This is a genomic window from Mucilaginibacter flavus, assembly GCF_030409315.1.
Taxonomy (GTDB): domain Bacteria; phylum Bacteroidota; class Bacteroidia; order Sphingobacteriales; family Sphingobacteriaceae; genus Mucilaginibacter; species Mucilaginibacter flavus.
In genome coordinates, this window is record NZ_JAUFPS010000095.1 from 25,792 (window position 1) to 50,187 (window position 24,396).

A 24,396-nucleotide genomic window follows, 5' to 3' on the forward strand; every position below is an offset into this window, starting at 1 on the left:
ATCGATGATATAAAAAAGGATAGTGTATATTTGTGCTTTTGAAAATGAATTCATACCAATTAATATACCAGGTTATCCAGGTTATCGAAAAAATGGAGAGCGAGAATGAGGGAAGGGATCTTTCCTTAGTTGATCTTGCCGGTTTTTTGAATAATTCCCTGTCGGTACCGCCCTCATCAGAAAGAAGCAATAGTGCACCATTTGGAAATAATGATGCACCAACTTTACAAGTTGCCGTTCAGCTTGACAATAATATTGGGAGGCTGATCACTTTCCTGAGCAGGTATGCTAAGTTTTATATTAAAAAGGCAATTGAAGGTACCCCCCTCTTGGCAGTTGAAGATTTCTCTTGCCTCGGCATCCTGATGACGCATGAATATCTCTCACAAGCCGAACTGATAACACTAAATGTGCAGGAAAACACTTCCGGGGTTCAGGTAATTCGCCGGTTAATTGATGCCGGCCTCGTCCAAAAATCAGATGATCCCCAGGATAAACGGGCCAAACGCATATCGATTACTGATAATGGAAGAAAAACCCTTCAAATGATCTTTCGTGATATGAAAGATGTTGGAAAAATTGTAACCGGTTCCTTAACCGAGCAGGAGAAAATTACCATGCTCTATTTACTACAGAAAATGGAACACTTTCATAAGCATCATTACGAAGCCAAGACCTTTGCCTCAAAATCGGATATCCATCAGAAATCCGGTGAAATTACCCTATAATATCGGATTGAATATCTTAAATTAAGATTGTACAATATTTCTGATGATCTTCTTTTTTTATAAAATTCCATTTATATAATTTGCTGTTTTATCTGTAATTCGCGCAGGTTCAACAGCTTTACAACTATATATTCAATCAGTTTCCTGCTTCTTTGTCTCCCAGTCGGGTAATCCATATTGTTCGGAAAGCCTGACCGAACTTATTTATTCAATCAGACAATGAAACCACAAAAAAAGAAAATTCTGTTGATCACAGGTTCCATGAACCAAACGACACAAATGCATGCAATATCAAAATACCTGAAGGAGTTTGATTGCTGGTTTAGTCCCATTTTCTCCGACTCCAGCTTCATCAACCTTATCATCAGGAAAACTTCATTACTCTCGGGCACAATACTATCAATTCAAAGGCAAAATGAGGCAGAATCCTACTGCACTGCAAATGGCCTGCAGATGGACTATCGGGCAATGAAAAATGACTATGATCTTATTCTTTGCTGTACTGACCTCATCTTACCAAAAAGGGTTTTAAATACCAGGACGCTTTGGGTTCAGGAGGGTATGATCGACAGATTTACCATCAAAAGTAAAATTGTACAATACTTAAAGCTGCCAGCATGGGCTTGCGGCGACACTTCTTTGAACGGCGCACAGGATAAATGCGACATTTACTGTGTAGCCTCGCAGGGTTATAAAGACTACCTATCCAGTATGGGAACAGCTGCCGACAAAATAATCGTGACAGGAATTCCCAATTTTGACCATGCTGATACCTTCCTGCATAATTCGTTTCCACATCACGACTACGTAATGGTTGCTACTTCGGATATCAGGGAAACGTTCCGGTTCGAAAACAGGATCGCGTTTATACAAAAGGCCGTACAAATTGCAAATGGCCGCCGCTTACTTTTTAAACTGCATCCTAATGAACTCTTTAGCCGGGCTGTTATTGAGATTCGTAATCATACGCCTGCAGATACGCTGATCCTTCAGGAGGGTAATACCGGGGAGATGATCGCCAATTGCCAGGAACTGATCACCCAGTACTCCTCCATCGTTTTTATTGGCATGCAACTGGGGAAAAAAGTTCATTCTTTTTTTGACTTGAATGACTTACGGGCATTAATGCCAATGCAGAATTACGGGGCATCTGCACAGGCAATTGCCAATGTTTGTCATAATTATTTAAAATTGAATACACTAAGCAGTGATACCTTTACGTCCCAAAGGGAAGCAAGAATTTCTTTTTTGAACAGAATAACGGCGAATATGATAATGACCTTTATATTCAAGCTGCAACCCCTTTTGCTGCTGATCTACAGAAATTGATCTTACTAACTTCCTTCCGATTGGCTCGCATTTTTGCGGGCTTTTTTTTTGCATAAAACGTTGATTCGCGCCGGGTTTTCTAAAAATGGTATTTCGTTTTGATCATCAATTCTGCCTTTTCATAGTGCTTTAAGTCGGCTTCGTGTTGTTTCAGGCTTGTTGGGGTGGCTTACTCGTGTATCCTTGTTAAGTCAAGCACAAAAAACGAAACTTAAAATCAATATTTATGAAAAAATCAGCAACCTTCATCGCCATTATCCTGCTGCTCATACCGGTAGCATTGATGGCACAATCGAAAAAGCGGTTCTCCTTGTCAGGAACCATCAAAGACAAGGCAACCGGAGAAACACTACCCGGCGCAACGGTAAGTTTTACAGAATTGCCGGGAACCGGTGTTTCTGCAAATTCCTATGGTTATTATTCAATTATTATTCCCGAAGGCACCTACACTGCCCTGGTGACCTATACAGGTTACAAGACAGATACAATCCGCATAGACTTAAAAGGCGATCAGCAAAACAATATTAAACTGGAAGCGTCTGCCAGTCAGCTTTCGGAAGTTACTATCAAAAGCAGTACATCGAGAAGCAACAACATCCTGACCGCACCTGCAGGTGCGCAAAAACTGACCGTTGAAGATATTAAAAACGTTCCGGTCCTTCTTGGTGAAAAGGATATTCTGAAAACGATCCAATTACTTCCCGGAATAGTCGCAGCTGGTGATGGCAAGTCGGGATTCTTTGTACGTGGTGGCGATGCAGATCAGAACTTGTTGCTTTTAGATGAAGCAACAGTATATAATGCATCACACCTACTTGGATTCTTCTCAGTATTCAATTCCGATGCGATCAAAGATATTGTCATTTACAAAAGCGGGATGCCCGCAAATTATGGCGGCAGGCTTTCATCTGTTGAGGATATCCAGATGAATGATGGTAACAATCAGAAGTTTGGTGTTAACGGCGGCATAGGATTGATCGCTTCCAGGTTAACTGTTGAAGGACCACTATTCAACCATAAAGGTTCATTCATTGTCAGCGCACGACGTACCTATGCGGATCTGTTTACCAGGCTGCTTTCGGACACAACTGTAAAAAAGACTGTATTGTACTTTTATGATTTTAACCTGAAAGGCAATTACCAGATCAACCCCAATAACCGGATATTTGTCTCGGGGTATTTTGGAAAAGATTATTTTAAGATCAAAAATGCTGATGGCATCGATTATGGGAATTCCACGGCTACATTTCGGTGGAACCATATTTATAATAACAGTCTGTTTTCTAATACTTCACTGATCTACAACAGTTTCAATTATAACACTCACTTTCAAAGCTTAACTAATAATGTAACCGTAGGTTCTGCGATTACTGACTATCATATCAAGCAGGATTTTAACTATTATATCAACGCCAGTAATAAACTCGATTTCGGGTTGGAGAGTATTTATCATTTAACTCAACCGGGGGCGGCATCGGCAACACAGGCATCTAATTATAATAACGTGGTTCTACAAAAAAGGTATTCCTTGGAAAGCGCCGCTTATGTTTCTCATGAATGGACAGCAAGCGATAGATTAAAGATCACCTATGGGGTTAGGTTGAGTGAACTGAACGTTTTAGGCCCCGGTAACTTTTACACTTATGATCCCATGGGAAATGTGAACAGCAATACCTATTATGGAAGTGGAAAGATCGTCAAAAGCTATTTTACACCGGAGCCGCGCGTAGCTGCAAGTTATAAACTTAATGACAGCAGCTCGGTAAAGTTATCCTACGACCGGACCGCACAAAACATTCACTTGCTCAATAACTCCAGCGCCGCTTCACCGACAAACGTATACCTTCCAAGCAGTAACGTAGTTAAGCCGGAGATCAGCGACCAGTTCTCGCTCGGTTATTATCGCACCTTTAACAAAGACCAGTTTGAATTCAGCACGGAGGTATACTACAAAAACCTCCAAAATCAATTTGATTATAAGGACGGCGCTAACCTTGTCGGTAACGAAAATATTGAAGCAGACTTATTGTTCGGCAACGGAAGGGCTTATGGCTGGGAAACTTATTTTAAGAAAAAAAGAGGCAGATTAACAGGCTGGATCAGTTATACTTTGTCAAAGACAGAAAGAAAGATCAACGGGATCAACAATAATAATTACTACAATGCTTCCCAGGATCAAACCAACCATCTTTCCATCGTGGGCCTATATCAGGCTAGCAAAAAATGGACTTTTTCTACCGCATTTGTCTATAGTACCGGTACCCCTGTCACTTTTCCGAACGCGAAATATGGTGTAGACGGTGCCCCCGTTTACGCTTATGGTGAAAGGAACAGCCAGCGGCTGCAGGCCTATAACCGCCTTGACCTCGGCGCAACCCTGTATGTGAAAAAAACAAGCAAAATTGAGAGCAGCTGGAATTTTTCGATCTACAATATTTATGGCCAGTCTAACCCATACACCGTTGTTTTCCAGGCAGACCCCAAGGACATGACAAAAACCCAGGTTCGTCAAACTACACTCTTTAAAATGGTTCCATCAGTTACTTATAACTTTAAATTCTAATCAAAATGAAAAATGCCATCAACACTATTATCCTATCAGCATTTATCCTGATATGCTCTTCTTGCACTAAGACGGTTACCCCAACGCTGAATAACGTTAGTCAATTGGTTATCGAAGGTGCGGTAAGCGATACAACCGGACCGTATCACGTAAACATTTCAAAAACCACCAATTTTTACAGCGACAATGTTTATCCAACTGTTTCCGGGGCAATCGTTGTGATTACCGACGTAACAGCTAACATTACTGATGTGCTATCGGAGATCAGTCCTGGAAATTATGTTACCCATACGATCATCGGCACCTATGGACACAGCTACGAAATGAAAGTGATGTTCGAAGGGAAAAGCTATACCGCAATGTCTACCATGCCCAATCTGGTTAAACTGGATTCGGTTGGTGTTGACTACGAAAAAAGTGATAACATCAGGCCCATTGCGGAGTACCAGGACCCGGCAGACCAGAAAAACTATTATAAATATTCGATGAGAAAAAATGGGGTACATGTAAATCATTTTCAGGCATTTGATGATCGCTTATCGAATGGCAGGTACTTACGTGATAACCTGGATTGCGATACAGGTACTTTTCATCGCGGTGATCTTGTTAGAGTTGACCTCGTAGGCTTAGATAAAGGGGCATTTACGTTTTTGCATGAGGCCGAAGATATCGCTTATAATAATTCTAATCTCGCATCACCGGCTACACCGACTTCCAATATTTCCGGGGGCTGTATCGGCTATTTTAGCGCGCAAACTGTAAGCAGTAAAACAACAACCATAAAGTCAGGGAGATAAAAGATATATAACTTCAAAAGCCGGTTAAAGCAAAAAATGCTTTAACCGGCTTTTTCTATTAACTTTTATTTTGGGCGCTATTTCAAAAATTGACTCAACATTGTCCAGCTATTTCCCATTTCACAACAACAAATTAAATTGTTGCAGGATTTATTTTTTTCAAATGAATATTTCTGGTTACAGTCATTAATGAAAGTGCAGTAAGGCTTTGCTATTCCCAAAAATCTGCATCTGAAGTCAATGGAGGCGCTTTTTGGTCGAAGCACAATTAGGGAGAAACTCATGGCGATTTATCTTTTTGTATCCCCGCTCGTTTCCTGGCGTGTGGCGGTATCGGGAAGTGCGTCAGGGTTTTTTGATTTATCTCCAGCATTAGGGTTGCTTTGCTTTTGATTCTGCCGAATGGCATCGTTGTTTATTGATTTTTCCTGATTAAACAAACGGTAGAAAAATATGGCAGCCAGTAATAAAAACGCAAAAATACAAATACCCCAGATCACCTTTTTGCGGGACGGAAACTTGGTGGGTATTTCTTTAGAATCCACTGCCGGCCAGGTTGCAACAGCCCGCAAAATGTAGCCCTTTTTCGGGATGGTCTCGATCATGGACTTCTCATCGTCTGCCAGTAATTTCCGCAGATAGGAAATGGCCTGAGTCAGACCTTCGTCGGCACTGCCATAGTCATTCCAGACTTCTTTCGTGATTGCTGCCCGGCTGACCAATTGACCCTGGTACTGAACAAGCATACATAGCAAGTCCATCAGCCTTGGCTCAATGCGCGTGCTTGTGCCGGCTTGTTTATCTTGCACCGACCCCAATGATGGCTCGATCACAAAGCGTTCGTTCAAGATAAAAGGGCCTAAATTCATGAGCCCTAAATTAAAAATAAATCCAGGAAATTCATCTACCCCCGCCATACAGCGCCGGAGGAAAGATCGGAACGAAATTACCGCCTGTTTCCGGCATATTGTAAATCAATACAAAACCGTCGCCACCCGTTTTTCGCAGCAGTTCCAGCTGGACGGGATAAAATCCCTTTTTTAAGGAGGCCATGTAGGAAGTAAAGATACGCCCGGTTTGGGGTCCTTTAGTGATCAGTAAACGCCCGCCCAGGGAGAACCTGGAAACATCGCCGCCGATCAGCTGAAAAGTGTAATAACCATCTTCTTTTATTTCTAGGAAACCTTTGATCAGATAAGCCGAATTGCCTTTTTCAACAGGCTTATTCCAGTCAAAGTCCTTGCCTGTGATCCCGGAAACGTTGCCTTTCAGCTTTTTGAATTCCGGGAAACCAGTCCAGTCGCCTTCAGCATAACTATATGCCGGAGCACCCAGCTTCAGATTTTTGGCATTGACACGCGCCGGCAGAAGATAACCCGTATCAAAGGAGGTACGGATAACCTGGTCGTACTCCGGTCGGTTGCAAAATGATTTGACGATTAGTTTTGCCGGCTTTTCGAGGCTCAGGGTTGTCTCCCCTAGTAGTTGGGGGGAATTTAAGGTGGGTTCGCTGCCATCGGTTGTATAGCGGACATCCTCTAGGAATTCATTGCCGCACCATATTTTAAAGGGTTTGCCCGGCAGGACAGCTCCCCGTACAGGTGTAATGCTGATGCTGTCCTTCTGGTAGCCCTGGTAGGCGAACCTTAATCCATCATATAGGGTCTTGATCTGTGTCGAGGTGTGCGTTTCATGTTCCGCAGCAAGGACATGCCAGTGTAAAGCGGAAGGTGCATTATACCGCAATACGGTATCCATGGCGCCGATACCCATGGTCACATACGGCCCTTCGCGGCGTGCCGTGATCCACAGTGTTATTTCGCCGGCTCCCCAGGCTTTCAATTTTTGTGCGGCCAATTTGACCACTTGACGGTCATCGTACCAGAGGGCGGGGTCTGCGAGTAAATAAGACCTGAAAAGTGCAGGGTCCTTCAGCAGCACATACATGCCGAACAAACCACTCATGGATTGCCCAAAAAGGATATTTTTTCCAGTTGAAGGGTAGTTATTATCGATGTAAGGCAGCAACTCATTTTTTAAAAATGCGAGAAATGCATCCCCTCCGCCTGAAACCGGGGAATCGGCAATGTGGGTCGGCGAAAAGTCCCGTTCGCGCATATTGACATTGCCTTTGTACTTATTGGGGATGCTGACAACAATGTTTGGCGGGATCAGTCCCTGATTTGCCAAGTACTGGCTCATTTGCAGTGTAATCTGGGTGTTCCACTCCCCGTCGAGCACATAGATCACATCATATTTTTCAGGCGAGCCAGCTTTATAATCTTTCGGTAAGTATACCTGGAAGGGCCTGTTGTCGTTCAGCGCTGCAGAGTTGAGCGAATCTCGGATTGCCGCAGCCTGCTGTCCGTAGGTTAGCCGGGGTGAAAACCCCATGGCTGCAATCATCGCCGTCAAAAGAAATTTAATTGAATTTTTCATTTTTTTGTCAAAGATTTCAGCACTTTTTTTCCCTTCATTGTTGGGATTGAGCACCAGTGATTTTTTATACATTCGGATGGCCTCTTCTTTTTTACCATTCTGGTTAAGGGCGTCGGCGTAACTATCATAGACATTGAAACTGGTTGGAAAAAGCAAGGTGTTGACCTTCAGTACTTCCAGGTCGCATGCTTTGCTCCCCGGAAACTTTCCAAATTACAGGAAATCGCCGCCTAACTGGCTCATCTCCTGTTCTTTTAATTCATATTGCCCTGTATCCGAGCGTAATTCGTCCATGACAACCGTCGCTGCATCAACGCCTTGCGTTTTCATAGTATGCCCATATATTCTAGTAAGAGACTCTTTGAACTTGCGCTGATATAGAGCCCGGTGATTCAGCAGGTAAATTGCCGCAGTGACCAGATTACCGAACTGACGGCCGCTTGTGTTCTGGTAGGCAATGACCGTTTGATTTTTGGCTAAATTATGCAAATAAAAAGTAGCCAGGCCACCCATAAAACCACCATGGCCGACGCTTTTACCAAAACCCGGCTGTTCAAAAATTTCGAAGCCTAAACCATAGGAGCCCCTGCCTTCACCTAACATCGTATCCATGTGCTCCGCGTACCAGATCTGGCCGCTATTTAGCCGGACAGGTGTAAATGTTTGCTGCAGGGTGGAAGCCTTCAGCAGACGGCCGCTGAATAGAGCCTGGTCAAATTTTAGTAAATCTGCGGTAGTGCTGATGATATTCTTTTCACCATATGTGCCCGCACAGTTATAAATAAAATAGCGGTATTGGCCGACGCTGTCGATCGCTGCAAAGTCTTTTTCATACCAGGCTGACTGCACGTTGAGTTTTACCAATGCCGTGTCAGGGTTATGATAAACACTGGTTTTAGTAGGTAGCCATAGGTAGATTTTAGTCATTTGAGCGGGAATAAAAATATTCCGGTGCAGATAGTCAGCGAAACTCGTTCCACTCAATTTTTCTACTAACAGCGCCAATACGCTGTAACCAGGATTTGAGTACCGGTAATTATCGCCGGGTTTAAATAACAATCCTTTATCCCATTTCCTTAAGGCTTCCATCACATTTTTGTTGGTGACTATCATGTCATTGTTTAACCCGACCAGGTACCCGTAGATTTCAATATCGGGTAAACCTGAAGTGTGCGAGAGTAGTTGGCGTATGGAAATTTCCGGATACGGGAACCTGGGCAGATATTTTACCACATGGTCATCAAGCTTCAATTTGCCTTTATCTTTAAGTTGAAGTACAGCGACGGCTGTAAATGTTTTTGAAATGGAGGCCAGGTTAAATCTGGAATTAGCATTATTTAACTTTTTCGAAGCAAAATCAGCATACCCCCCTGTAGACTGGAATACTACTTTGCCTTTTTCAGCTAAAAGCACTGCTCCGTTCAACTGATGTTGATCCTGTTTGGCTTTGAAAAAAGAATCTATGCTTTGCGATTTTGCCTGCATCCAACCAATGAGCAGGCAAAAGCTAGTTATAATTATAGCTTTCATGATTTTGCGTTCTTTACTTTGTGCCTGCGTTCTTCTAATTTTTGTTGCAGTAAGCCAATGATGCTGCTGTAATGTTCCAGGTCTTCATTACCTACCTTTTTATTATTCACAAAGAATTCCGGGATTTTATCGCCGATAACGATCATTTTATAGTGTATGCCTTCTTTGGACGTGTATACTATCATGTCTTTGTCTGCTGGTTTTCTGTTTGCCTGTCTATTGGCCAACACGGCTATCGAAGAGGCAATCAAGGAAATCAAGAATATTTTTTTCATGCTGTTATTTTTCACCAAAATTAACCCTGACTGGAGCGCACCCGTCTATAGAAAAACTTCAGAAAAGATTCAGAATAAATAATTCTCGCGATGTTCGCGCTTTTGAACATTGAGGATACATGCCTCCTCTGAATTCTGGCAGCAATCTTCGATAGACTACTTTCGTGATTATAAGTAGAGTAGCGAATCAGGTGACAACTCTTTTCCTCCATTGAGAAATTGATTGGTCAGAAAATCAAAGTTTTTCGTTTCACGTTCCAACTAATCACCTCGTACGTAGCTCTATTTTGGTCTGCCCGTAGCCGGAAAGATAAATAAGAGCCCGTAGGAGAATCGAACCTTTAACTTAAGCCACCTTTAATTCACTCAGAAATCCTAAATTGTCTAAAAAATGATTAGAATTCTGTCCAGTCTGGGAGGTAGCGGATCAGGGCTGCGCACTGGGATACATAAGTTAAAAAGACCGCGATTATAAAAGCGACCACACCTAAACCGCCCGATAAATCGATATTATCATGACTATCGTACTCCTTAAAAAAGCTGGAAAACCGAGGTATTGATAACGCCATTCTTCTTTCAGATAGACCGCTCCAATAAATGCCGCGGAACACATTAAAGTCAATAACGCATAAACACCAAAAAGCACCAACACTTTTTATTCTTGTCCATGACATAAATATTTGTTTCTGGCCATAGCCAGGCACAACTGAAGGATTGACCCTCAACTAAGCCAGGTAGCAGATCGCTGGTAAACCAGCTTTAGGCAATATCTCGTTGTGGAACGCGCTAAATTCCAAATGGTTTTTACCAAAGACTTCAATATACTGATGGTTAATCGCCGTCATTTCCGGTGTCAGATGCTCCCAGATGTAGATCAGGCAAAAGCCGATAAATGCTATAGTTAAGAGGATCAATTCATGCGTTCTCCATTTTACTTTCATGTCCTTGTATTTTACAATACAGGATTCGCGCAAATCAACAATGCTCGATTAAAAAATGTGATGAATAACTTCGAAAATGTGACGAACACCTGATCTGCCGATTTTTTATTGCAATGGAAACTATTGTGAATTACTTAAATCAACTCATTAAATGTTTTTAGGCCCGCTAATATTTAACAATTGAAATAAGAAGTAGATTTTGTTGCTATGCCTCATATAATATTTTATTTGTGATAGAAAACTTTATAATCTTTTTCCATCAGTAAATTATTGGCCTGTAAATCCACCTGAATGAGGTTTTTGTTTCGGAATGGGTGTTATGGCACGTTTACCGGGCGATCCGTTGTTGCCAACGTAGTCCGTTTGCAAATAAGTTATAATAAAAACCGCCAATGATAAAAATTATAATCACCAGCGGCCTGTTAAAGGACCAAAATTAGTCCTCAGCATTTATTGATTAACGGTAAAGCGTAAAGGTAACTATCATACCCTCATCCGGCCTTGTGAATACCAGCTGATGTTCAGAAAGACTAATAAGTGTAGCTGTGATAATAGATTTACCTTTCTTTTTAACAGTTACCTCTGTGCCCTTTTCATTTATCATCCAAGTGAAATGTTTTTTACCTATATCAAGCGAATTGCTTTTAAAAGTAAACCCGTATTTCTTAAAATCTGCTTCATCACCGTCGATGATCTTTTGATCCTTCTGTCTTTCCTTCTCCTTAATATTTGAAGGGAATTGGGCCTTTAGACTTTTCAATTTCCAGGTACCGTTAATCATCTCCGTTTTAGAAGCCTGGCCATACACAACACTAAAGTAGCAGATAGTTGCAATCAATAAGCAATTGAATTTTGTTTTCATAATTTTATTTGTTTTGATGCAATAGTAAGCCGATCACCATGAGAATTTATTCAAATACTAATGAACCGGTCAATTTGAAAGACGAAAAGGCTGTTTTTCATGCTGGAACAACCGTTTTAATCCTGTCCATTAAATGCGTTTCTTACCTGCTCAACCAGGATTTGAAGATTTGTGCCCGTTCCTTACTTACAATAATCCCTTCTGGAATCTCTGGTGAAACCATTACTTTTAATTTACCATTGAAATAGTTATGAACGACTTTAATCGACGAAAAAGCTGCAATATATTGCCGGTTTAGCCGAAAGAATACATGTGGATCGACCAGTTTTTCCAATTCATCAAGAGTATGATCCAGCATATAGCGCTTTTGAGCGCTGGTAGTCAGAAAAGTAAGTTTATCTGTAAAGCTAAAATAAGCGACCTCGGAAATGGAAACCGGGATAAATTTATCACCTGTTTTAATGAGAAACCTTTTCTTATAACCGGAAACCACTTCCTGGGATTTGTAATTGTTGGCCATAAGAGATTCTACCATTTGTTTGAGATTTCCCTGAACGCCCGCAGTCGCCTTAAATTTATCAATAGCATATGTCAATAAACCTTGTTCTACCGGCTTAAGTAAATAATCAACACTGTTCACTTTGAACGCCTTGATAGCATATTCGTCATAGGCGGTAGTGAAAATTACAGGGGCTTTTATTTCAACCTGTTCAAAAATTTCAAAAGACTGACCGTCAGCGAGCATAATATCCATAAAAATCAGATCAGGATGGGGGTAAGTGTCAAACCATTCTACAGCCTCTTCTATGCTGTCGATTACTTTGATAACCTGAATAGTTGGGTCAATTTCCAAGAGCATGTTTTGAAGCCTTTTTGCTGCGAGCGCTTCGTCTTCTATTAGTATAACTTTCATAATGCCGTATTTTCAAGAATAAGAGGAATTGATACGCTGAAATCAATATCAGTAATAACGATATCTACCTTTTTTTCAGTGAGTAGTTTATACCTATTGATGATATTATTTAATCCGGTATGGGTGGATTCAACTCCTGAAGTTTTCTTCTGTAGATTGTTCCGGATGATAATATGTTCATTTTCCTGAATCACTGTAATTGTCAATGGCTTCCGGTTGGATATAATATTGTGTTTGATCGCATTCTCAACCAGCATCTGCATGGTAAAAGGTACGATCATGATATGATCAATCACCTCCGTTAACCGATAATCAATGATGAGATTTTCCCCGAACCGCATTTGAAAAAGAAAAATATAGTCTTTCAAAAAATCCAGTTCAGCCTTCAATTCAACAATGTTTTTTTCATTGTAGGTCAAAATATGGCGGTAAACATTGGATAGCTTTTGAATAAATAAAACGGAGAGTTGCGGGTCCTCCGGCACCAGTGTGATTAATGCATTGAGGCTGTTAAACAGGAAATGCGGGCTGATCTGGTTCTTAAGTAATTCAAACTGTGAAATCAGGCTTTCTTTTTCTAGCCGTTCAGATTCATACAAACTATGTTCCCAGTTGCCAAAAAAGTAGGCAACCTCATAACAGACAGTGATAATAAACAAGAGGATGGTGCTTTTTTGCATGGTATCCTTCAGTTCATCCAGAAATGTTTCATGGTTTTCCGGCGGTTTAAGCGACTGATTTATAACTGCGACGATCAAACCCATCACAGTTATGAATACCGCAAAAATTAAAACCTGGAATAATATTTTTTTGCCGGCATCTTTCGGTCTTGGAAATTTCTTTCTCAAAAAAACAAAGATGACCCGGTTGCTTTCCCAATAAAAAAGTATGAAGAGTGTATTCTTGACAAATTTTACTATCCATACATCCCAGGAATAGGACGCCCAGGAATCATGAGCCAAAAGGATTAATAATATTCCAATTAGGGGAACACCGATTATCCTGGCCCACTTATCATTTAGTCTATGTTTTTGCATCAAAAGAAGTTTAGTTGAATTTATGGATAAGTTCAATTTATTTTTTAATTGTTTATGGCTAAAGAATAATTGGCGGCCTGAAATTCGGCATTATTTTAGGCCTATACATTAAACATTGTTTGAGACGTACTATTATAGCGTTGATCCATCTAAAATACGTTATGAAACGTGCAATTTGAGCTTTAATGATGGTGATAGTATTCCGATAATCAGTTTATTTTAACACTGTAATTTATTTAAATCAATTTTGCTTCGACGGCATTTTTAGCTGTTTTGTATCTTAAATCGGTTGCCCTGATATTAAAAAGTGCAGGACTGTTCAAGCGGGAGTTAACTTGCAACAGCATTAAATAAATAAAATGAAGAAGCTAAGTTTAACATTCTTTCTGGCATGCAGACTCATGTTAATACTGATCCTGATTTTTTGCGATGCTATAATTCTTAAAGCACAGCAGTTAAAACACGGTATAGAATTTGAAATATCGATGGACCGCCCTTCAGATCACTTTTTCCATATAGTTCTCAATTATAAAAATCCGCCAAAAGAAGTTGTTGATTTCAATATGCCTACCTGGACACCCGGATTTTATGAAATTGTGGATTTTGCAGGCGCTGTTCAAAATTTTAGTGCCATTGGGTGCAACGGTAAAAAGTTATCCTGGTCAAAAGCAAGCAGTAACACCTGGGAGGTGAAAAACCCGAAAAAGCAACCGATCAAAATCACTTATGATGTTAGGGCGATAGAACCTTTCATCGGCAATATTAACCTCGATGATCATTACGGGTATATCATACCCGGAGCCGTATGCTCATATTCAGCTGGGGAACTCAAAACGCCAGTAACTATAGAAGTCAAACCTTATTCAAAATGGCCCCCATTCGTTGCTACAAGCCTCGATACTGTTTTAGGAAAATCGAATACTTTTTATGCTGCTGATTTCGATGTGTTGTATGACAGTCCATTTTTGATGGGTGAGTTGGAAAAGTTTCCTTCATTTATGTTGAAAGGCAAGCCTGTAGGGTTTATCGGTTATAATTTAGGAAATTTTGATAGAAAAGCATTTATGACGGATCTCTCGAAGATTGTTATAAGCGGAAGTAATATCATAGGAGACATCCCGTATAGTCACTACTCTTTTTTGGCTGTTGGCATTAATGGAGGGGATTATGGCGGAATTGAGCACCTCAATTCAGTTTCCATCATTATGAATACGAATGGCTTGCTTTCCCCAAGGAGGAAAAATGCCTTTTATGCATTTCTTGCCCATGAGTATTTCCATCTATATAATGTCAAGCGAATACGGCCAATTGCATTGGGACCATTTGATTACAGCAAAGAAAATTACACCAACCTTTTATGGGTTTCAGAAGGATTCACCGATTATTATGAATACCTGATCCTGAACCGCGCAGGATTGATGAAAAAAGATGGAGTATTGGCAAATTATCAGGAGCATATCAGTAATTATGAAAATAAGCCAGGTCATCTTTTTCAAACGGCTAATCAGGCAAACCAAGGTATCTGGGCAATTAGGGGTAATCCAAATGCCAGAACTTCAGACGAAATTGATAAAACGATATCCGTATATGATAAAGGCTGCGCCATAGGCCTTATGCTAGATCTTGAGATACGCCATGACACACACAACAAGGTATCGCTCGACGATGTGATGAAGATACTTTATAAAGACTATTACAAAAGATTGAAAAGGGGGTTTACAGATCAGGAATTCCGGAGAGCCTGCGAAAAAGCTGCTGGTAAGTCGCTATCAGAAATATTCGGTTATTCATCTACCGTAAAACCCATCAATTATCCCAAATATCTTGCTTATGCCGGGCTACAAATCGACACCGTTACTAAAACGTTGCCTGGGGGCTACCTCGGCGCATTTTTAGGGATGAGGGACAGCACTTTGTTGGTTGGAAGTGTAGATAATCATTCGCCGGCGATGAATGCCGGATTACAGCCGGGGGATAAAATATTAATGGTTGACGGAGTAAAAGCAGACCTTCAGTCTTATAAAACTTATATGCTGACCAAGAAAAAAGGGGATACACTCAACCTTAAAATCGAAAGAGATAGCCTGGAAAAGAACCTCACGGCCTTGATCGAAATCAAGCGGGAAAAGAGTTTTGCCATAACGGGAGCGGAACACCCGGATGACCTCGCGAGACAAATTTACAAAAGCTGGCTATTGCCCTAATATTCGTTTGCCTTTAAAGTTAAATTTTATTACTACCAAAATGGTAAAAACTATTTTTATTACCGGTGCCTCAACCGGATTAGGTAAAGCTACGGCCATACTATTCGCCCTCCGCGGCTGGAATGTAATCGCCACAATGCGCAGTCCCGAAAAAGACATAGACCTGAGCGGCTATCCTAATATTAAAGTCATGGCACTTGATGTGACCGATCCCGAGCAAATAATTGATGTTGCTGTAAATGTTGCTACAAAAGTTGTACCTGATGTCGTATTCAATAATGCCGGATATGGTCTTTCCGGCCCGCTGGAAGGCACAACCGACGAACAGCTTACGCGACAAATCAACACCAACCTCTTAGGCGTAATGAGGGTGACAAAAGCATTCATACCACTATTCAGAGAAAGAAAATCGGGTATTTTTCTTACCACAACATCCATAGGTGGATTAGTAACCTTCCCCTTTAATTCCGTTTATCACGCTACTAAATGGGCATTAGAAGGTTGGTGTGAAAGTCTTTCCTATGAATTAGGACAGTTTGGCATTGATGTAAAAACGGTTTCCCCCGGGGGAATTAGAACCGATTTTGCAGGTCGTTCCCTCGTATTGACAAATCATCCTGAGTATACTGAACCGTTGAATAAGGTACTAGAGGTATTTGCAGATCCTTCCCGAACTGCACAGCATTCAACACCTGAACAAATTGCGAAAGTAATTTTTGAGGCAGCAACAGATGGCCAAAAGCGGTTAAGATATATTGCCGGTGAAGATGCTAAGAATATTTATATGCAGCGCCTGGAGCTTGGCGGCGAAAAATTCCGAAAAGCAATCGATATTCGTTTCTTTGGAAAATAAGCCGGGCATACCTATCCAGGAGCGGTTAAATACTTGACATGATCCCAAACTTATGTGTTGAGATTATCGTCGATATCAATGATTAAGACAGGCTTTAGCGCTTGTATATTTTGATTAAGTTAGCGATCTTAAAATTATTTCACAGGCTCCGATGAAAGACTTTGCAGATTTTATAAAATCAAGGGTGTTTATTAGGGAGGCAGACCTTCAGTTAATACTGGATAAGTTTAAAATAAAAAACGTTGAAAAGGGGCAGTTTGTTTTAAAAAGTGGTCAAATTGCCAACCAATATTTTTATATCAGTTCAGGAGCTTTACGTTTTTTTTTTGGCGAATTCGACCAGCAACTCACTGCCTGGATAGTTTTCGAAAACGAATTCTTTGCAGAAATTTCCAGCCTCAGTCCGCAGAAACCTACCCGCTTCAATATAGAAGCAATTGAAAAAACTGAGCTGCTTTATATCGATAAAGCGGATATGGAAACCCTCTATAAGCAAATTCCTGCCTGGCAGGAATTTGGCAGGAAGACCTGGGAATCTATGGCAGTAAGGATGATCGATGAGATCATTAGTTTTCAAACGAAGACCGCTGAAGAGCGATACTTAGCGTTTTTAAAAGTACCAGGTTACCTCCAAAAAGTTCCGGTGAAACAATTGGCATCCTATCTGGGCATTACCCCGAACGCTCTCAGCAGGATCAGAAAAAAGATCAGGTAAGTTCATTAACTACCATATGGTAGTTTTTAGCGCAGCTTACTGCGGTAGCTTTGTATCATAAAAAAAAATGATGACAAAGATGAACAGTACCATATTAGTAGCAGGAGCTACGGGAAATTTAGGACAGAAGATCTGCCGTGAATTATTAAAAAGAAATGCTCAAGTGAGAGCAATTGTGCGAAGCGGGAGTAACAAAGAAATTATTGAAGCGCTGGAAAAAGATGGAGTTGACGTTTTCGAGGTCGACTGGTCAAATCAACAGGAACTTATTAGCGCATGTAACGGTGTCCATTGTATCATTTCTGCCATAACTGGTTTACATCATGTGATTGTGGATGCCCAGTTAAACCTTTTAAATGCCGCTGTTGCAGCGAGCGTTCCCCGTTTCATCCCATCTGATTTTTCCTGCGATTTTACCTTAATGCCTAAAGGAGAGAACCGGAATTTTGACTTCAGGAAAGAATTCCAGCAGTACCTTGACAGCCTTCCAATAAAAGCCACTTCCATTTTTAATGGTTGCTTTGCCGATATCCTGCGGTACAATACGCCGTTGTTTAATGTGCCTGAAAAAACAATCGGCTATTATGACGATAAGACCGATTGGGAGATTGACTTTACGACGATGGATAATACAGCGGAATTCACCGCCGCTACAGCAATGGACAAAAGTTCCCCACGTTTTCTGAGGATAGCGAGTTTCCGGGTAAGCCCTGAAATGCTTGTAGATTTAAGTGAAAAGCATAAAGATCAAAAATTCCAACTGGTAAGTATGGGCTCTATGGAGGAGTTCTCTGCCTTCAACAAGATGCAGCGCGCCACTCATCCTGAAGGTGAACAACAACTATACCCAGGCTGGCAGCAGGCACAATACCTCTACAGTATGTTTTCCATACATCATCCGGCACTTGATAACTCCCGCTATACCGGTATCAACTGGGAAGCAGTTGAATCATACATTTAACCGTCACTTTTAAAAAGAAAAACATGATTAAAGAAATGGAAATGTCTCCTTACGCTGATGAGGAGCTGATAAAACAATGGCCAGGATTCGTTAACCGCTATGAGAATGTAAACGGTGTTCGGCTGCATTATGTCGAAGGCGGGGCCGGTAAGCCCTTAGTTTGCTTGCCCGGCTGGCCGCAAACCTGGTATTCATTCCATACCATCGCGCCGGAATTAGCGAAAAACCACCATTTGATAATCGTTGACATACGGGGCATGGGAAGCTCTGGAAAACCAGCCTCTGGATATGAAAAGAAAAATATGGCTAAAGATGTTTATGAACTCATCCGTCAGCTAGGGCATGAACAGATAAATATACTAGGACATGATATCGGTGGCATGGTCGCAATGAGTTTCGCTTTTAATTATCCGGAAGCAACGCAAAAACTGATCGTGATGGATGGTGCTCATCCTGGCGAGGGTATCATGCAAATGCCGTTAATACCCGCACCCGGCAGCTTTACTAAAAAAATGGATGGCAATGCATCTTATGCCTGGTGGATGGGATTTAATCAGGTTAAAGAATTACCAGAAAAAATTCTTGAAGGGAGATTTCAGTATTTGCTTGACTGGCTATTTTCCTATGTAATGATCGATGAAACCAAAATGTCAGAATTTGACCGTGCGGTTTATGCATCCGTTTATAACCGGGTAGACGACATTCGTGCGTCCAATGCCTGGTATCAAACATTTACGCAAGATATTGAAGATGCTAAAAGTTATTCTATCTTGGAGATGCCGGTACTTGCAATAGGCAGCTATATTAGCTATAATTATATGAAAATAGGGTTACCTTATGTAGCAAAAAATTGCACGGTTACCGGAATATTAGATAGCGGACATTATTTGGCGGAAGAAAAACCGGATGCTGTCTTAAAGCTTGTTACTGAGTTTCTCGAACTTATTTAAAGATTAATTTTTAAGTTTAGCCAAACCGGACCAAAATTTAGGTTCAAAGTAATTTATTGGATTTTATAAATTGATAGATTGATATGCGGTAAAATCTCGAATTATTAAAGTACTGAAAATATTTTTTATACTTTTTAGTACTAATTATTGAAATATAATACTAAAATATACAATAAGACGTTTCATCATAAATTATTAAAAAGTAAAATGAAAAAAATCTTGATCGTCGTGCTTGTATTAGCAGCTTTTGCCGCACCTAAAACCTATGCACAAAACAAAATGGTCGGAGGTGCAGAGATGTCTCCAACTAAAAACATTGTTGAAAATGCTGTGAATTCCAAAGACCATACTACATTAGTAGCAGCTGTTAAAGCAGCAGGACTAGTTGAAACATTATCATCTGCAGGACCTTTTACCGTATTTGCGCCAACCAATGAGGCCTTTAATAAATTACCAGCAGGAACAGTTGATAACCTTGTTAAACCGGAAAATAAAGAAGCTTTGACAAAGATTCTAACTTACCATGTTGTTGCCGGTAAAGTCACCGCCGCTGAGTTAATCGACTTAATAAAGAAGAATAACGGAAAAGCTGAATTGAAAACAGTCCAAGGTGGCCTATTGATAGCCTCGTTAAAAGGTAAAAAAGTGATTATCACTGATGAAAAAGGCGGGACTGCAACTGTTACGATTGCTGATGTACTGCAAAGTAACGGCGTAATACACGTTGTGGATAATGTGTTACTACCAAATTAATAAAACATTTAAATTTCTAAGAAAGCCTGGTAGTCAATTACCGGGCTTTTTTTATACAGTAATTTTGATATTCGTCACCAACGAGTCAATGATTTCGGAATGTTCTGGTTACCAGATCACCCTGCAACTAAGGGTACTTACTAAATATACAAAATGCCATTTGAGGAAATAATCATCCTATATTCTCGGATAATCTTGGCCACACCACGCAACAAGCGCATAACTGGCGAATACCTGCGCTCATACCGAAATGCCACAGTAAGCTGCGCTTAATCCGGGCATTTCTGCGCTTTCCACCAGCCATGCCCTTGCTTGTTCCCGCAAAAGATGATAAAATCTTTTAACGCCGTATATTATTCAGGCTTTAACCGCAAACTATCAAGGACAACCTAGGGTACACCTTGATGCCCTTCGGGTGCTCATTCCGAATTATTTCGGAAGGGCAGTTTGCTATTTCAAGCCTGCGAATGATTCCGGGCGGCAGAATCGTCGTTGCGTCCCATCATTGCCGCACCTTAACCTGATCGGTCCAAGAAAGTATCATTACTGACCGCACGACAAATAGTTATTGGCCAACAACCTGCCTAAAGGGCCGGATACGGCTAATAAACTATTTTGAGCAGCATCTACATTGCCTATACAACTGATTAAATAATTTTTTTCGGTTGTTTACAGAGTGATGTTAATAGCAGACCTACGCAAACTGCTATTTTATTACTTTGATAATACGCCCTTTATTATGTTTCAGCGCAATTACCTGTATTAGTCCTAAAAATAGATTATGAAATCGCTGTCAATTTAGCCCAAAACACTTTGCCAGATTTTACTTTTCTTATAACTTAAGCCATTCCAGGTACCTTTTGAGCAAAAACTCATCCCACGCTTTCTTATATTCCCCTGTTACCACGCTAAAATGGTCACCGGGATAGTAAGCAAACGTGATGCCGGCTCCGAGCTTTTTCATCTCTTCTTCCATTAACCGCACGGCGGGACACTGCTCTGTATCCTCTGTCCCCACCGAGATCCGTAATTTCCCCTGCAAGTCTTTTTTTAAGTCAGGCCAGCGCGCGATGACATATTGCGTGAGGTCGTACCGTTTCCAATAGTTAACTACAGCAGGGTTGATAAGCAACGTTTCGGGGTCAAACATACGTTCCGGCAACATGTCAGAGCCTTTGGGGCCAAAAACGGCGTCAAAAGAAACATTTTGCTGCCCGCGGTAAAAAACACCTTCAATGCTATGTGTGATATTCGGTTTGTCGTAAACAACACTGTCGAGTATCGACGGCCTGTCCATGGTCAGGCCGTCGACATAACGGTTCAGCTTTCTATCCTGGTACAGGTTGGTGGATGAAAACCGACGAAAATCCACCGGGTCAGGCGCGCTGGCATTTCCGGCTACGAAAAGCTTCGGATAATGCGTAAGCAGATACACCACTGTCCAGCCGCCGCTGCTATGTCCCCGAATCAGGCGTGCGCCGTTCGTCCGGTACTGTTTATCCAACTGCGGAATAAACTCATAAGCGAATGCATCACCGACAGGGCCATTATTATCACTGTTGGCATAGGCGCTATGCCCCAGCGAACAATCCCCATCGAGGTAAACTTTGATACAGGCAACGGTATCCAATGGAACGGAGGCCGCAGTATCACTGCTCTCCGACTTTGAATAATGGATATAGCCGCCGCCGAAACCAGCGATCATGAAATAGACCGGGAAACGCCTTTTGGTTTCGGTATAGTATTGCTTGGGCAGGATCACCGCGCCCTGAATGTACTCCTGCTTATGGCTGAATTTGGTCAACAATTTGGAGCTGACCTTAATTTGTTTTACATATTTGCTGTTAGCAAAAACCGGGGGCGGAACCACCTGATCACAAACTAAGGCAAAGGCCTCTTTGGTATCATTCAAATTTACCTTTCGGCTGCTGTTAAACATATTCCCGGTGCTTTGCCCGATAATACGTCCATCAATATTCAGATCCCATACCGCTTGTACATAATAATTGCCGCGCGGCGCCCTGGATAAAAGTGTTGGATAAGACAGGGCCGAGTCGTCAAATACGATCTGCTGATCAGGCATGATATTTTTTACCTTCATCCGGTAACAGGGCCAGCCTGTTTCATTTTTTGGATTTTCGTTTTTGTTGGAAAGATACAGGATCACGTTTCCTGTAAACGGGCCTTTATAAACAGAGGGTTTATAGCTGACATAAAATCTTTGAGCCTTTGCAAAGGTCACCAGTAGCAGGAAGAATAACAGGATATAATATTTCATTTGAGTTATTTTAAGTTGATGATTAAAGGTAGCTGAAGAAATAGCCTGAAAATAGAATGGGATTTGCCTTTTTATAATTTTTGATACTGTTTAGGTGTAAGCGAGGTATAGTTCCTGAAATTCCGGATGAAATGGCTTTGATCTGAAAAGTTACAAAGGTAAGCTATTTGCGTCAGCGGAGTGGCGGTATGCTTAATGAGGGATAAAGAACGCTCTACTTTTTGTTTCCGCAGATAATCGCCCAGCGTGCAGCCGAAAAAGGAGGAAAAATGTTTAGAAATGGTAATGGGATTAACACCAGATACTTGGGATAACTCCAGCAAAGTGATCGTTTCGTTCCACCGGTCATGAAGTATCTCCTGTACAATGGTGATCCACGCCGGGATCTTTTTTTTATGTATCGTTTGTGAAGTGCAGATGAGCTGGTAAAACAGCATATGGATCGAGTCGGTGCTATGTGCGTCATTGTGGAGCATTTCCCGATACATTTTTAAGATCAGGAATTTGGCATCAGGCGATTGATGTATGGCATTGATCAGTCGCTCTTCTCTGATATTATTTTCCGACAACGCAGTCGGCTTGATGTCAAGAGACAGATAGCGTGTAGGTATCGAGGTGAATATAGTTTCGTGCGCTTCACCTGCATGTAAATATGTAAGGTCAGCGGCTCTTCGTTCATAATTCCCACATTGTCTTTTCTCAGCGCAGCCGCCAGAAAGGATGAAAACCAGGCTAGGGTGTTCATGCTCATGTTTGCCTGGGCCGTTTCCTGCGCCAAAACGAGTAGAAACTCTGATATCGAAGCTATCGGTAGTACTGGTAATCTCTTCGACCAATAGGGGCTTGTTCATACGAATTCGTTCGTAAATTTCGTGCCAAAGTTTCAATTGTCTGATAGTTAACTACATGCATGGTATTTGATTGAAAAGCTGTCTCGTAAGCGAACACCTACCGTACGGTTATAAAAATGTTGATTTCGAACAAGTCAAACCCGAATTCTAAAATTACTGTTACGCACATCACCGGATCTTTGTAGTATGAAATCATCCAATAGATTTAATAGAATATTTTTATTAAGAAACTTTATTACAAACCTTAACCCGTTATGAACACAAAGTAATGCGTTTTGGATACAACCGTTACCTGTTTACTCATGACATTTGACTTCATAATTAAACGACAAAAATGAAGTATAAAATTTTAGGAAATACAGGTTTAAAAGTCTCCACACTTTGTTTGGGCACTATGAATTATGGCGGAAAAGGTTTCTTTGGCTATATGGGTAATCTTGACCAGGATCAGGTTGATGAACAAATTGGAACGGCTATACAGGCTGGTGTTAATTTTATTGATACCGCAAATATTTATTCTGAGGGACTGTCGGAAGTTATGATTGGTCAGGCAATTAAAAATTTGTCTATCAATCGCGATGACCTGGTTTTGGCGACAAAGGTCAGAGGTTCGATGGGTAAAAGTGAAAACGACAGGGGGCTTTCAAAAAAGCATATTATTCAGCAAGTGGAAGGGAGCCTGAAAAGGCTTGGTACCGATTATATTGATCTTTATCAGATTCACACTGCAGACCCGTTAACACCGATAGAAGAAACTATAAGGACGCTTGATGATTTAGTAAGGAGCGGTAAGATCAGGTATTTCGGCTCGAGTAATATCTCTGCATGGCAGCTGATGAAAGGTTTAGCCTATTCTCAATATAATCATTTAGACAGGTTTGCCTCCCTGCAGGTAAATTATTCACTGGATGTAAGAGATGTAGAGCGCGAGATTGTCCCGTTATTGCATGATCAGAAAGTAGGGATGATGGTGTGGAGCCCTTTAAGCGGGGGGCTGTTGACCGGCAAATATAAAAGAGACGGAAAAAAAGAAGGAGGCAGATTAAGCAGCTTCCCGTTCCCGCCATTTCATGAAGAAAGAGCCTATGACGTATTAGATGTGCTTGTACCAATGGCATCACAAAAACAAGTTTCCATTTCTCAACTGGCTATTGCATGGCTGCTGCATCAGCCTGTTGTCAGCAGTGTTATCATTGGTGCAACAAAATTACACCAGCTACAAGACAACTTAAAGTCGGTTAGTGTCGAGTTTACAGCAGATGAATTAAATCAATTAAAAGAAATCAGTAAATTACCCGTTGAATATCCGGCTAACGTATTGGAAGTAATGACTATGGACCGAGGTGCCGGCGTTGACTTTTTAAACGCCTAAATTTTCAAATTCTATGACAGGTAGTTTTTTAATTGCCTGTCATAA

The 24,396-nt window shown here is 41.1% G+C and carries 22 protein-coding genes; 11 read left to right on the plus strand and 11 right to left on the minus strand.

Annotation, left to right across the window (positions count from 1 at the left end; genetic code table 11):
* The first annotated feature begins 92 nt into the window (after positions 1 to 92).
* The 4 genes from QWZ17_RS27270 to QWZ17_RS27285 all read left to right on the plus strand — a co-directional run bounded on the left by QWZ17_RS27270 (position 93) and on the right by QWZ17_RS27285 (position 5,417).
* Positions 93 to 728: a MarR family winged helix-turn-helix transcriptional regulator gene (locus QWZ17_RS27270; RefSeq protein WP_290308512.1), complete on the plus strand. Its 636-nt coding sequence runs from the start codon at positions 93 to 95 to the stop codon at positions 726 to 728.
* Between the two features lie 219 nt (positions 729 to 947).
* Complete coding sequence (locus QWZ17_RS27275) at positions 948 to 2,057, plus strand: CDP-glycerol glycerophosphotransferase family protein (protein ID WP_290308513.1); 1,110 nt, start codon at positions 948 to 950, stop codon at positions 2,055 to 2,057.
* A gap of 226 nt (positions 2,058 to 2,283) precedes the next feature.
* Positions 2,284 to 4,620 carry a TonB-dependent receptor gene (locus QWZ17_RS27280; RefSeq protein ID WP_290308514.1) on the plus strand — a complete coding sequence of 779 codons (2,337 nt, stop codon included), beginning with the start codon at positions 2,284 to 2,286 and terminating at the stop codon, positions 4,618 to 4,620.
* Between the two features lie 5 nt (positions 4,621 to 4,625).
* Complete coding sequence (locus QWZ17_RS27285) at positions 4,626 to 5,417, plus strand: DUF4249 family protein (protein ID WP_290308515.1); 792 nt, start codon at positions 4,626 to 4,628, stop codon at positions 5,415 to 5,417.
* A 290-nt stretch (positions 5,418 to 5,707) separates the two neighbouring features.
* Here the strand turns inward: QWZ17_RS27285 and QWZ17_RS27290 are convergent, their stop codons facing one another.
* The 9 genes from QWZ17_RS27290 to QWZ17_RS27330 all read right to left on the minus strand — a co-directional run bounded on the left by QWZ17_RS27290 (position 5,708) and on the right by QWZ17_RS27330 (position 13,414).
* Positions 5,708 to 6,334 carry a winged helix-turn-helix domain-containing protein gene (locus QWZ17_RS27290; RefSeq protein ID WP_290308516.1) on the minus strand — a complete coding sequence of 209 codons (627 nt, stop codon included), beginning with the start codon at positions 6,332 to 6,334 and terminating at the stop codon, positions 5,708 to 5,710.
* Complete coding sequence (locus tag QWZ17_RS27295) at positions 6,318 to 8,012, minus strand: alpha/beta hydrolase-fold protein (protein ID WP_290308517.1); 1,695 nt, start codon at positions 8,010 to 8,012, stop codon at positions 6,318 to 6,320. Before QWZ17_RS27295 ends, QWZ17_RS27290 begins: the two co-directional genes overlap by 17 nt.
* Before the next feature lie 57 nt (positions 8,013 to 8,069).
* Complete coding sequence (locus QWZ17_RS27300) at positions 8,070 to 9,386, minus strand: serine hydrolase domain-containing protein (protein ID WP_290308518.1); 1,317 nt, start codon at positions 9,384 to 9,386, stop codon at positions 8,070 to 8,072.
* Complete coding sequence (locus QWZ17_RS27305; protein WP_290308519.1) at positions 9,383 to 9,661, minus strand: hypothetical protein; 279 nt, start codon at positions 9,659 to 9,661, stop codon at positions 9,383 to 9,385. The genes QWZ17_RS27300 and QWZ17_RS27305 overlap by 4 nt, the downstream gene beginning before the upstream one ends.
* 395 nt (positions 9,662 to 10,056) lie before the next feature.
* Positions 10,057 to 10,335 (minus strand): hypothetical protein, encoded by a 279-nt coding sequence (locus tag QWZ17_RS27310; protein WP_290308520.1) that lies wholly within the window; start codon positions 10,333 to 10,335, stop codon positions 10,057 to 10,059.
* Between the two features lie 51 nt (positions 10,336 to 10,386).
* Complete coding sequence (locus QWZ17_RS27315; RefSeq protein ID WP_290308521.1) at positions 10,387 to 10,635, minus strand: hypothetical protein; 249 nt, start codon at positions 10,633 to 10,635, stop codon at positions 10,387 to 10,389.
* Positions 10,636 to 11,059: 424 nt separating this feature from the next.
* Positions 11,060 to 11,464 (minus strand): lipocalin family protein, encoded by a 405-nt coding sequence (locus tag QWZ17_RS27320; RefSeq protein ID WP_290308522.1) that lies wholly within the window; start codon positions 11,462 to 11,464, stop codon positions 11,060 to 11,062.
* A 142-nt stretch (positions 11,465 to 11,606) separates the two neighbouring features.
* Positions 11,607 to 12,377 (minus strand): LytR/AlgR family response regulator transcription factor, encoded by a 771-nt coding sequence (locus QWZ17_RS27325; RefSeq protein WP_290308523.1) that lies wholly within the window; start codon positions 12,375 to 12,377, stop codon positions 11,607 to 11,609.
* Complete coding sequence (locus QWZ17_RS27330) at positions 12,374 to 13,414, minus strand: sensor histidine kinase (RefSeq protein WP_290308524.1); 1,041 nt, start codon at positions 13,412 to 13,414, stop codon at positions 12,374 to 12,376. Before QWZ17_RS27330 ends, QWZ17_RS27325 begins: the two co-directional genes overlap by 4 nt.
* A 359-nt stretch (positions 13,415 to 13,773) precedes the next feature.
* Here QWZ17_RS27330 and QWZ17_RS27335 point away from each other — a divergent pair, with 359 nt between their 5' ends.
* The 6 genes from QWZ17_RS27335 to QWZ17_RS27360 all read left to right on the plus strand — a co-directional run bounded on the left by QWZ17_RS27335 (position 13,774) and on the right by QWZ17_RS27360 (position 19,850).
* Positions 13,774 to 15,618, plus strand: a complete 1,845-nt coding sequence (locus tag QWZ17_RS27335; protein WP_290308525.1) for a M61 family metallopeptidase — start codon at positions 13,774 to 13,776, stop codon at positions 15,616 to 15,618.
* 40 nt (positions 15,619 to 15,658) lie between these two features.
* Positions 15,659 to 16,471 carry an SDR family oxidoreductase gene (locus tag QWZ17_RS27340; RefSeq protein WP_290308526.1) on the plus strand — a complete coding sequence of 271 codons (813 nt, stop codon included), beginning with the start codon at positions 15,659 to 15,661 and terminating at the stop codon, positions 16,469 to 16,471.
* Between the two features lie 151 nt (positions 16,472 to 16,622).
* Positions 16,623 to 17,186: a Crp/Fnr family transcriptional regulator gene (locus tag QWZ17_RS27345; protein WP_290308527.1), complete on the plus strand. Its 564-nt coding sequence runs from the start codon at positions 16,623 to 16,625 to the stop codon at positions 17,184 to 17,186.
* Between the two features lie 79 nt (positions 17,187 to 17,265).
* Complete coding sequence (locus QWZ17_RS27350) at positions 17,266 to 18,147, plus strand: NmrA family NAD(P)-binding protein (protein WP_290308528.1); 882 nt, start codon at positions 17,266 to 17,268, stop codon at positions 18,145 to 18,147.
* Between the two features lie 23 nt (positions 18,148 to 18,170).
* The gene (locus tag QWZ17_RS27355; RefSeq protein WP_290308530.1) at positions 18,171 to 19,097 is read left to right on the plus strand and encodes an alpha/beta fold hydrolase; all 927 of its coding nucleotides are present in this window, start codon (positions 18,171 to 18,173) and stop codon (positions 19,095 to 19,097) included.
* A 207-nt stretch (positions 19,098 to 19,304) separates the two neighbouring features.
* Positions 19,305 to 19,850 carry a fasciclin domain-containing protein gene (locus tag QWZ17_RS27360; protein WP_290308531.1) on the plus strand — a complete coding sequence of 182 codons (546 nt, stop codon included), beginning with the start codon at positions 19,305 to 19,307 and terminating at the stop codon, positions 19,848 to 19,850.
* Between the two features lie 832 nt (positions 19,851 to 20,682).
* On the opposite strand, the gene QWZ17_RS27365 is transcribed toward QWZ17_RS27360, so the two are convergent.
* Both QWZ17_RS27365 and QWZ17_RS27370 read right to left on the minus strand, forming a co-directional pair.
* Positions 20,683 to 22,128, minus strand: a complete 1,446-nt coding sequence (locus QWZ17_RS27365; protein WP_290308532.1) for an alpha/beta hydrolase-fold protein — start codon at positions 22,126 to 22,128, stop codon at positions 20,683 to 20,685.
* Between the two features lie 71 nt (positions 22,129 to 22,199).
* Positions 22,200 to 22,979, minus strand: coding sequence for a helix-turn-helix transcriptional regulator (locus QWZ17_RS27370; protein ID WP_290308533.1), 780 nt, complete (start codon positions 22,977 to 22,979; stop codon positions 22,200 to 22,202).
* A gap of 334 nt (positions 22,980 to 23,313) precedes the next feature.
* Here QWZ17_RS27370 and QWZ17_RS27375 point away from each other — a divergent pair, with 334 nt between their 5' ends.
* Positions 23,314 to 24,351: an aldo/keto reductase gene (locus QWZ17_RS27375; RefSeq protein WP_290308534.1), complete on the plus strand. Its 1,038-nt coding sequence runs from the start codon at positions 23,314 to 23,316 to the stop codon at positions 24,349 to 24,351.
* Positions 24,352 to 24,396: the final 45 nt, after the last annotated feature.

Excerpts from the sequence above, each read along its gene's own strand:
- QWZ17_RS27270 (WP_290308512.1), top strand. The coding sequence starts at position 93 with ATGGAGAGCGAGAATGAGGGAAGGGATCTTTCCTTAGTTGATCTTGCC.
- QWZ17_RS27275 (WP_290308513.1), top strand. The coding sequence starts at position 948 with ATGAAACCACAAAAAAAGAAAATTCTGTTGATCACAGGTTCCATGAAC.
- QWZ17_RS27280 (WP_290308514.1), top strand. The coding sequence starts at position 2,284 with ATGAAAAAATCAGCAACCTTCATCGCCATTATCCTGCTGCTCATACCG.
- QWZ17_RS27285 (WP_290308515.1), top strand. The coding sequence starts at position 4,626 with ATGAAAAATGCCATCAACACTATTATCCTATCAGCATTTATCCTGATA.
- QWZ17_RS27290 (WP_290308516.1), bottom strand. The coding sequence starts at position 6,334 with ATGGCGGGGGTAGATGAATTTCCTGGATTTATTTTTAATTTAGGGCTC.
- QWZ17_RS27300 (WP_290308518.1), bottom strand. The coding sequence starts at position 9,386 with ATGAAAGCTATAATTATAACTAGCTTTTGCCTGCTCATTGGTTGGATG.
- QWZ17_RS27305 (WP_290308519.1), bottom strand. The coding sequence starts at position 9,661 with ATGAAAAAAATATTCTTGATTTCCTTGATTGCCTCTTCGATAGCCGTG.
- QWZ17_RS27310 (WP_290308520.1), bottom strand. The coding sequence starts at position 10,335 with ATGTCATGGACAAGAATAAAAAGTGTTGGTGCTTTTTGGTGTTTATGC.
- QWZ17_RS27320 (WP_290308522.1), bottom strand. The coding sequence starts at position 11,464 with ATGAAAACAAAATTCAATTGCTTATTGATTGCAACTATCTGCTACTTT.
- QWZ17_RS27325 (WP_290308523.1), bottom strand. The coding sequence starts at position 12,377 with ATGAAAGTTATACTAATAGAAGACGAAGCGCTCGCAGCAAAAAGGCTT.
- QWZ17_RS27330 (WP_290308524.1), bottom strand. The coding sequence starts at position 13,414 with ATGCAAAAACATAGACTAAATGATAAGTGGGCCAGGATAATCGGTGTT.
- QWZ17_RS27335 (WP_290308525.1), top strand. The coding sequence starts at position 13,774 with ATGAAGAAGCTAAGTTTAACATTCTTTCTGGCATGCAGACTCATGTTA.
- QWZ17_RS27340 (WP_290308526.1), top strand. The coding sequence starts at position 15,659 with ATGGTAAAAACTATTTTTATTACCGGTGCCTCAACCGGATTAGGTAAA.
- QWZ17_RS27345 (WP_290308527.1), top strand. The coding sequence starts at position 16,623 with ATGAAAGACTTTGCAGATTTTATAAAATCAAGGGTGTTTATTAGGGAG.
- QWZ17_RS27350 (WP_290308528.1), top strand. The coding sequence starts at position 17,266 with ATGAACAGTACCATATTAGTAGCAGGAGCTACGGGAAATTTAGGACAG.
- QWZ17_RS27355 (WP_290308530.1), top strand. The coding sequence starts at position 18,171 with ATGATTAAAGAAATGGAAATGTCTCCTTACGCTGATGAGGAGCTGATA.
- QWZ17_RS27360 (WP_290308531.1), top strand. The coding sequence starts at position 19,305 with ATGAAAAAAATCTTGATCGTCGTGCTTGTATTAGCAGCTTTTGCCGCA.
- QWZ17_RS27365 (WP_290308532.1), bottom strand. The coding sequence starts at position 22,128 with ATGAAATATTATATCCTGTTATTCTTCCTGCTACTGGTGACCTTTGCA.
- QWZ17_RS27370 (WP_290308533.1), bottom strand. The coding sequence starts at position 22,979 with ATGAACAAGCCCCTATTGGTCGAAGAGATTACCAGTACTACCGATAGC.
- QWZ17_RS27375 (WP_290308534.1), top strand. The coding sequence starts at position 23,314 with ATGAAGTATAAAATTTTAGGAAATACAGGTTTAAAAGTCTCCACACTT.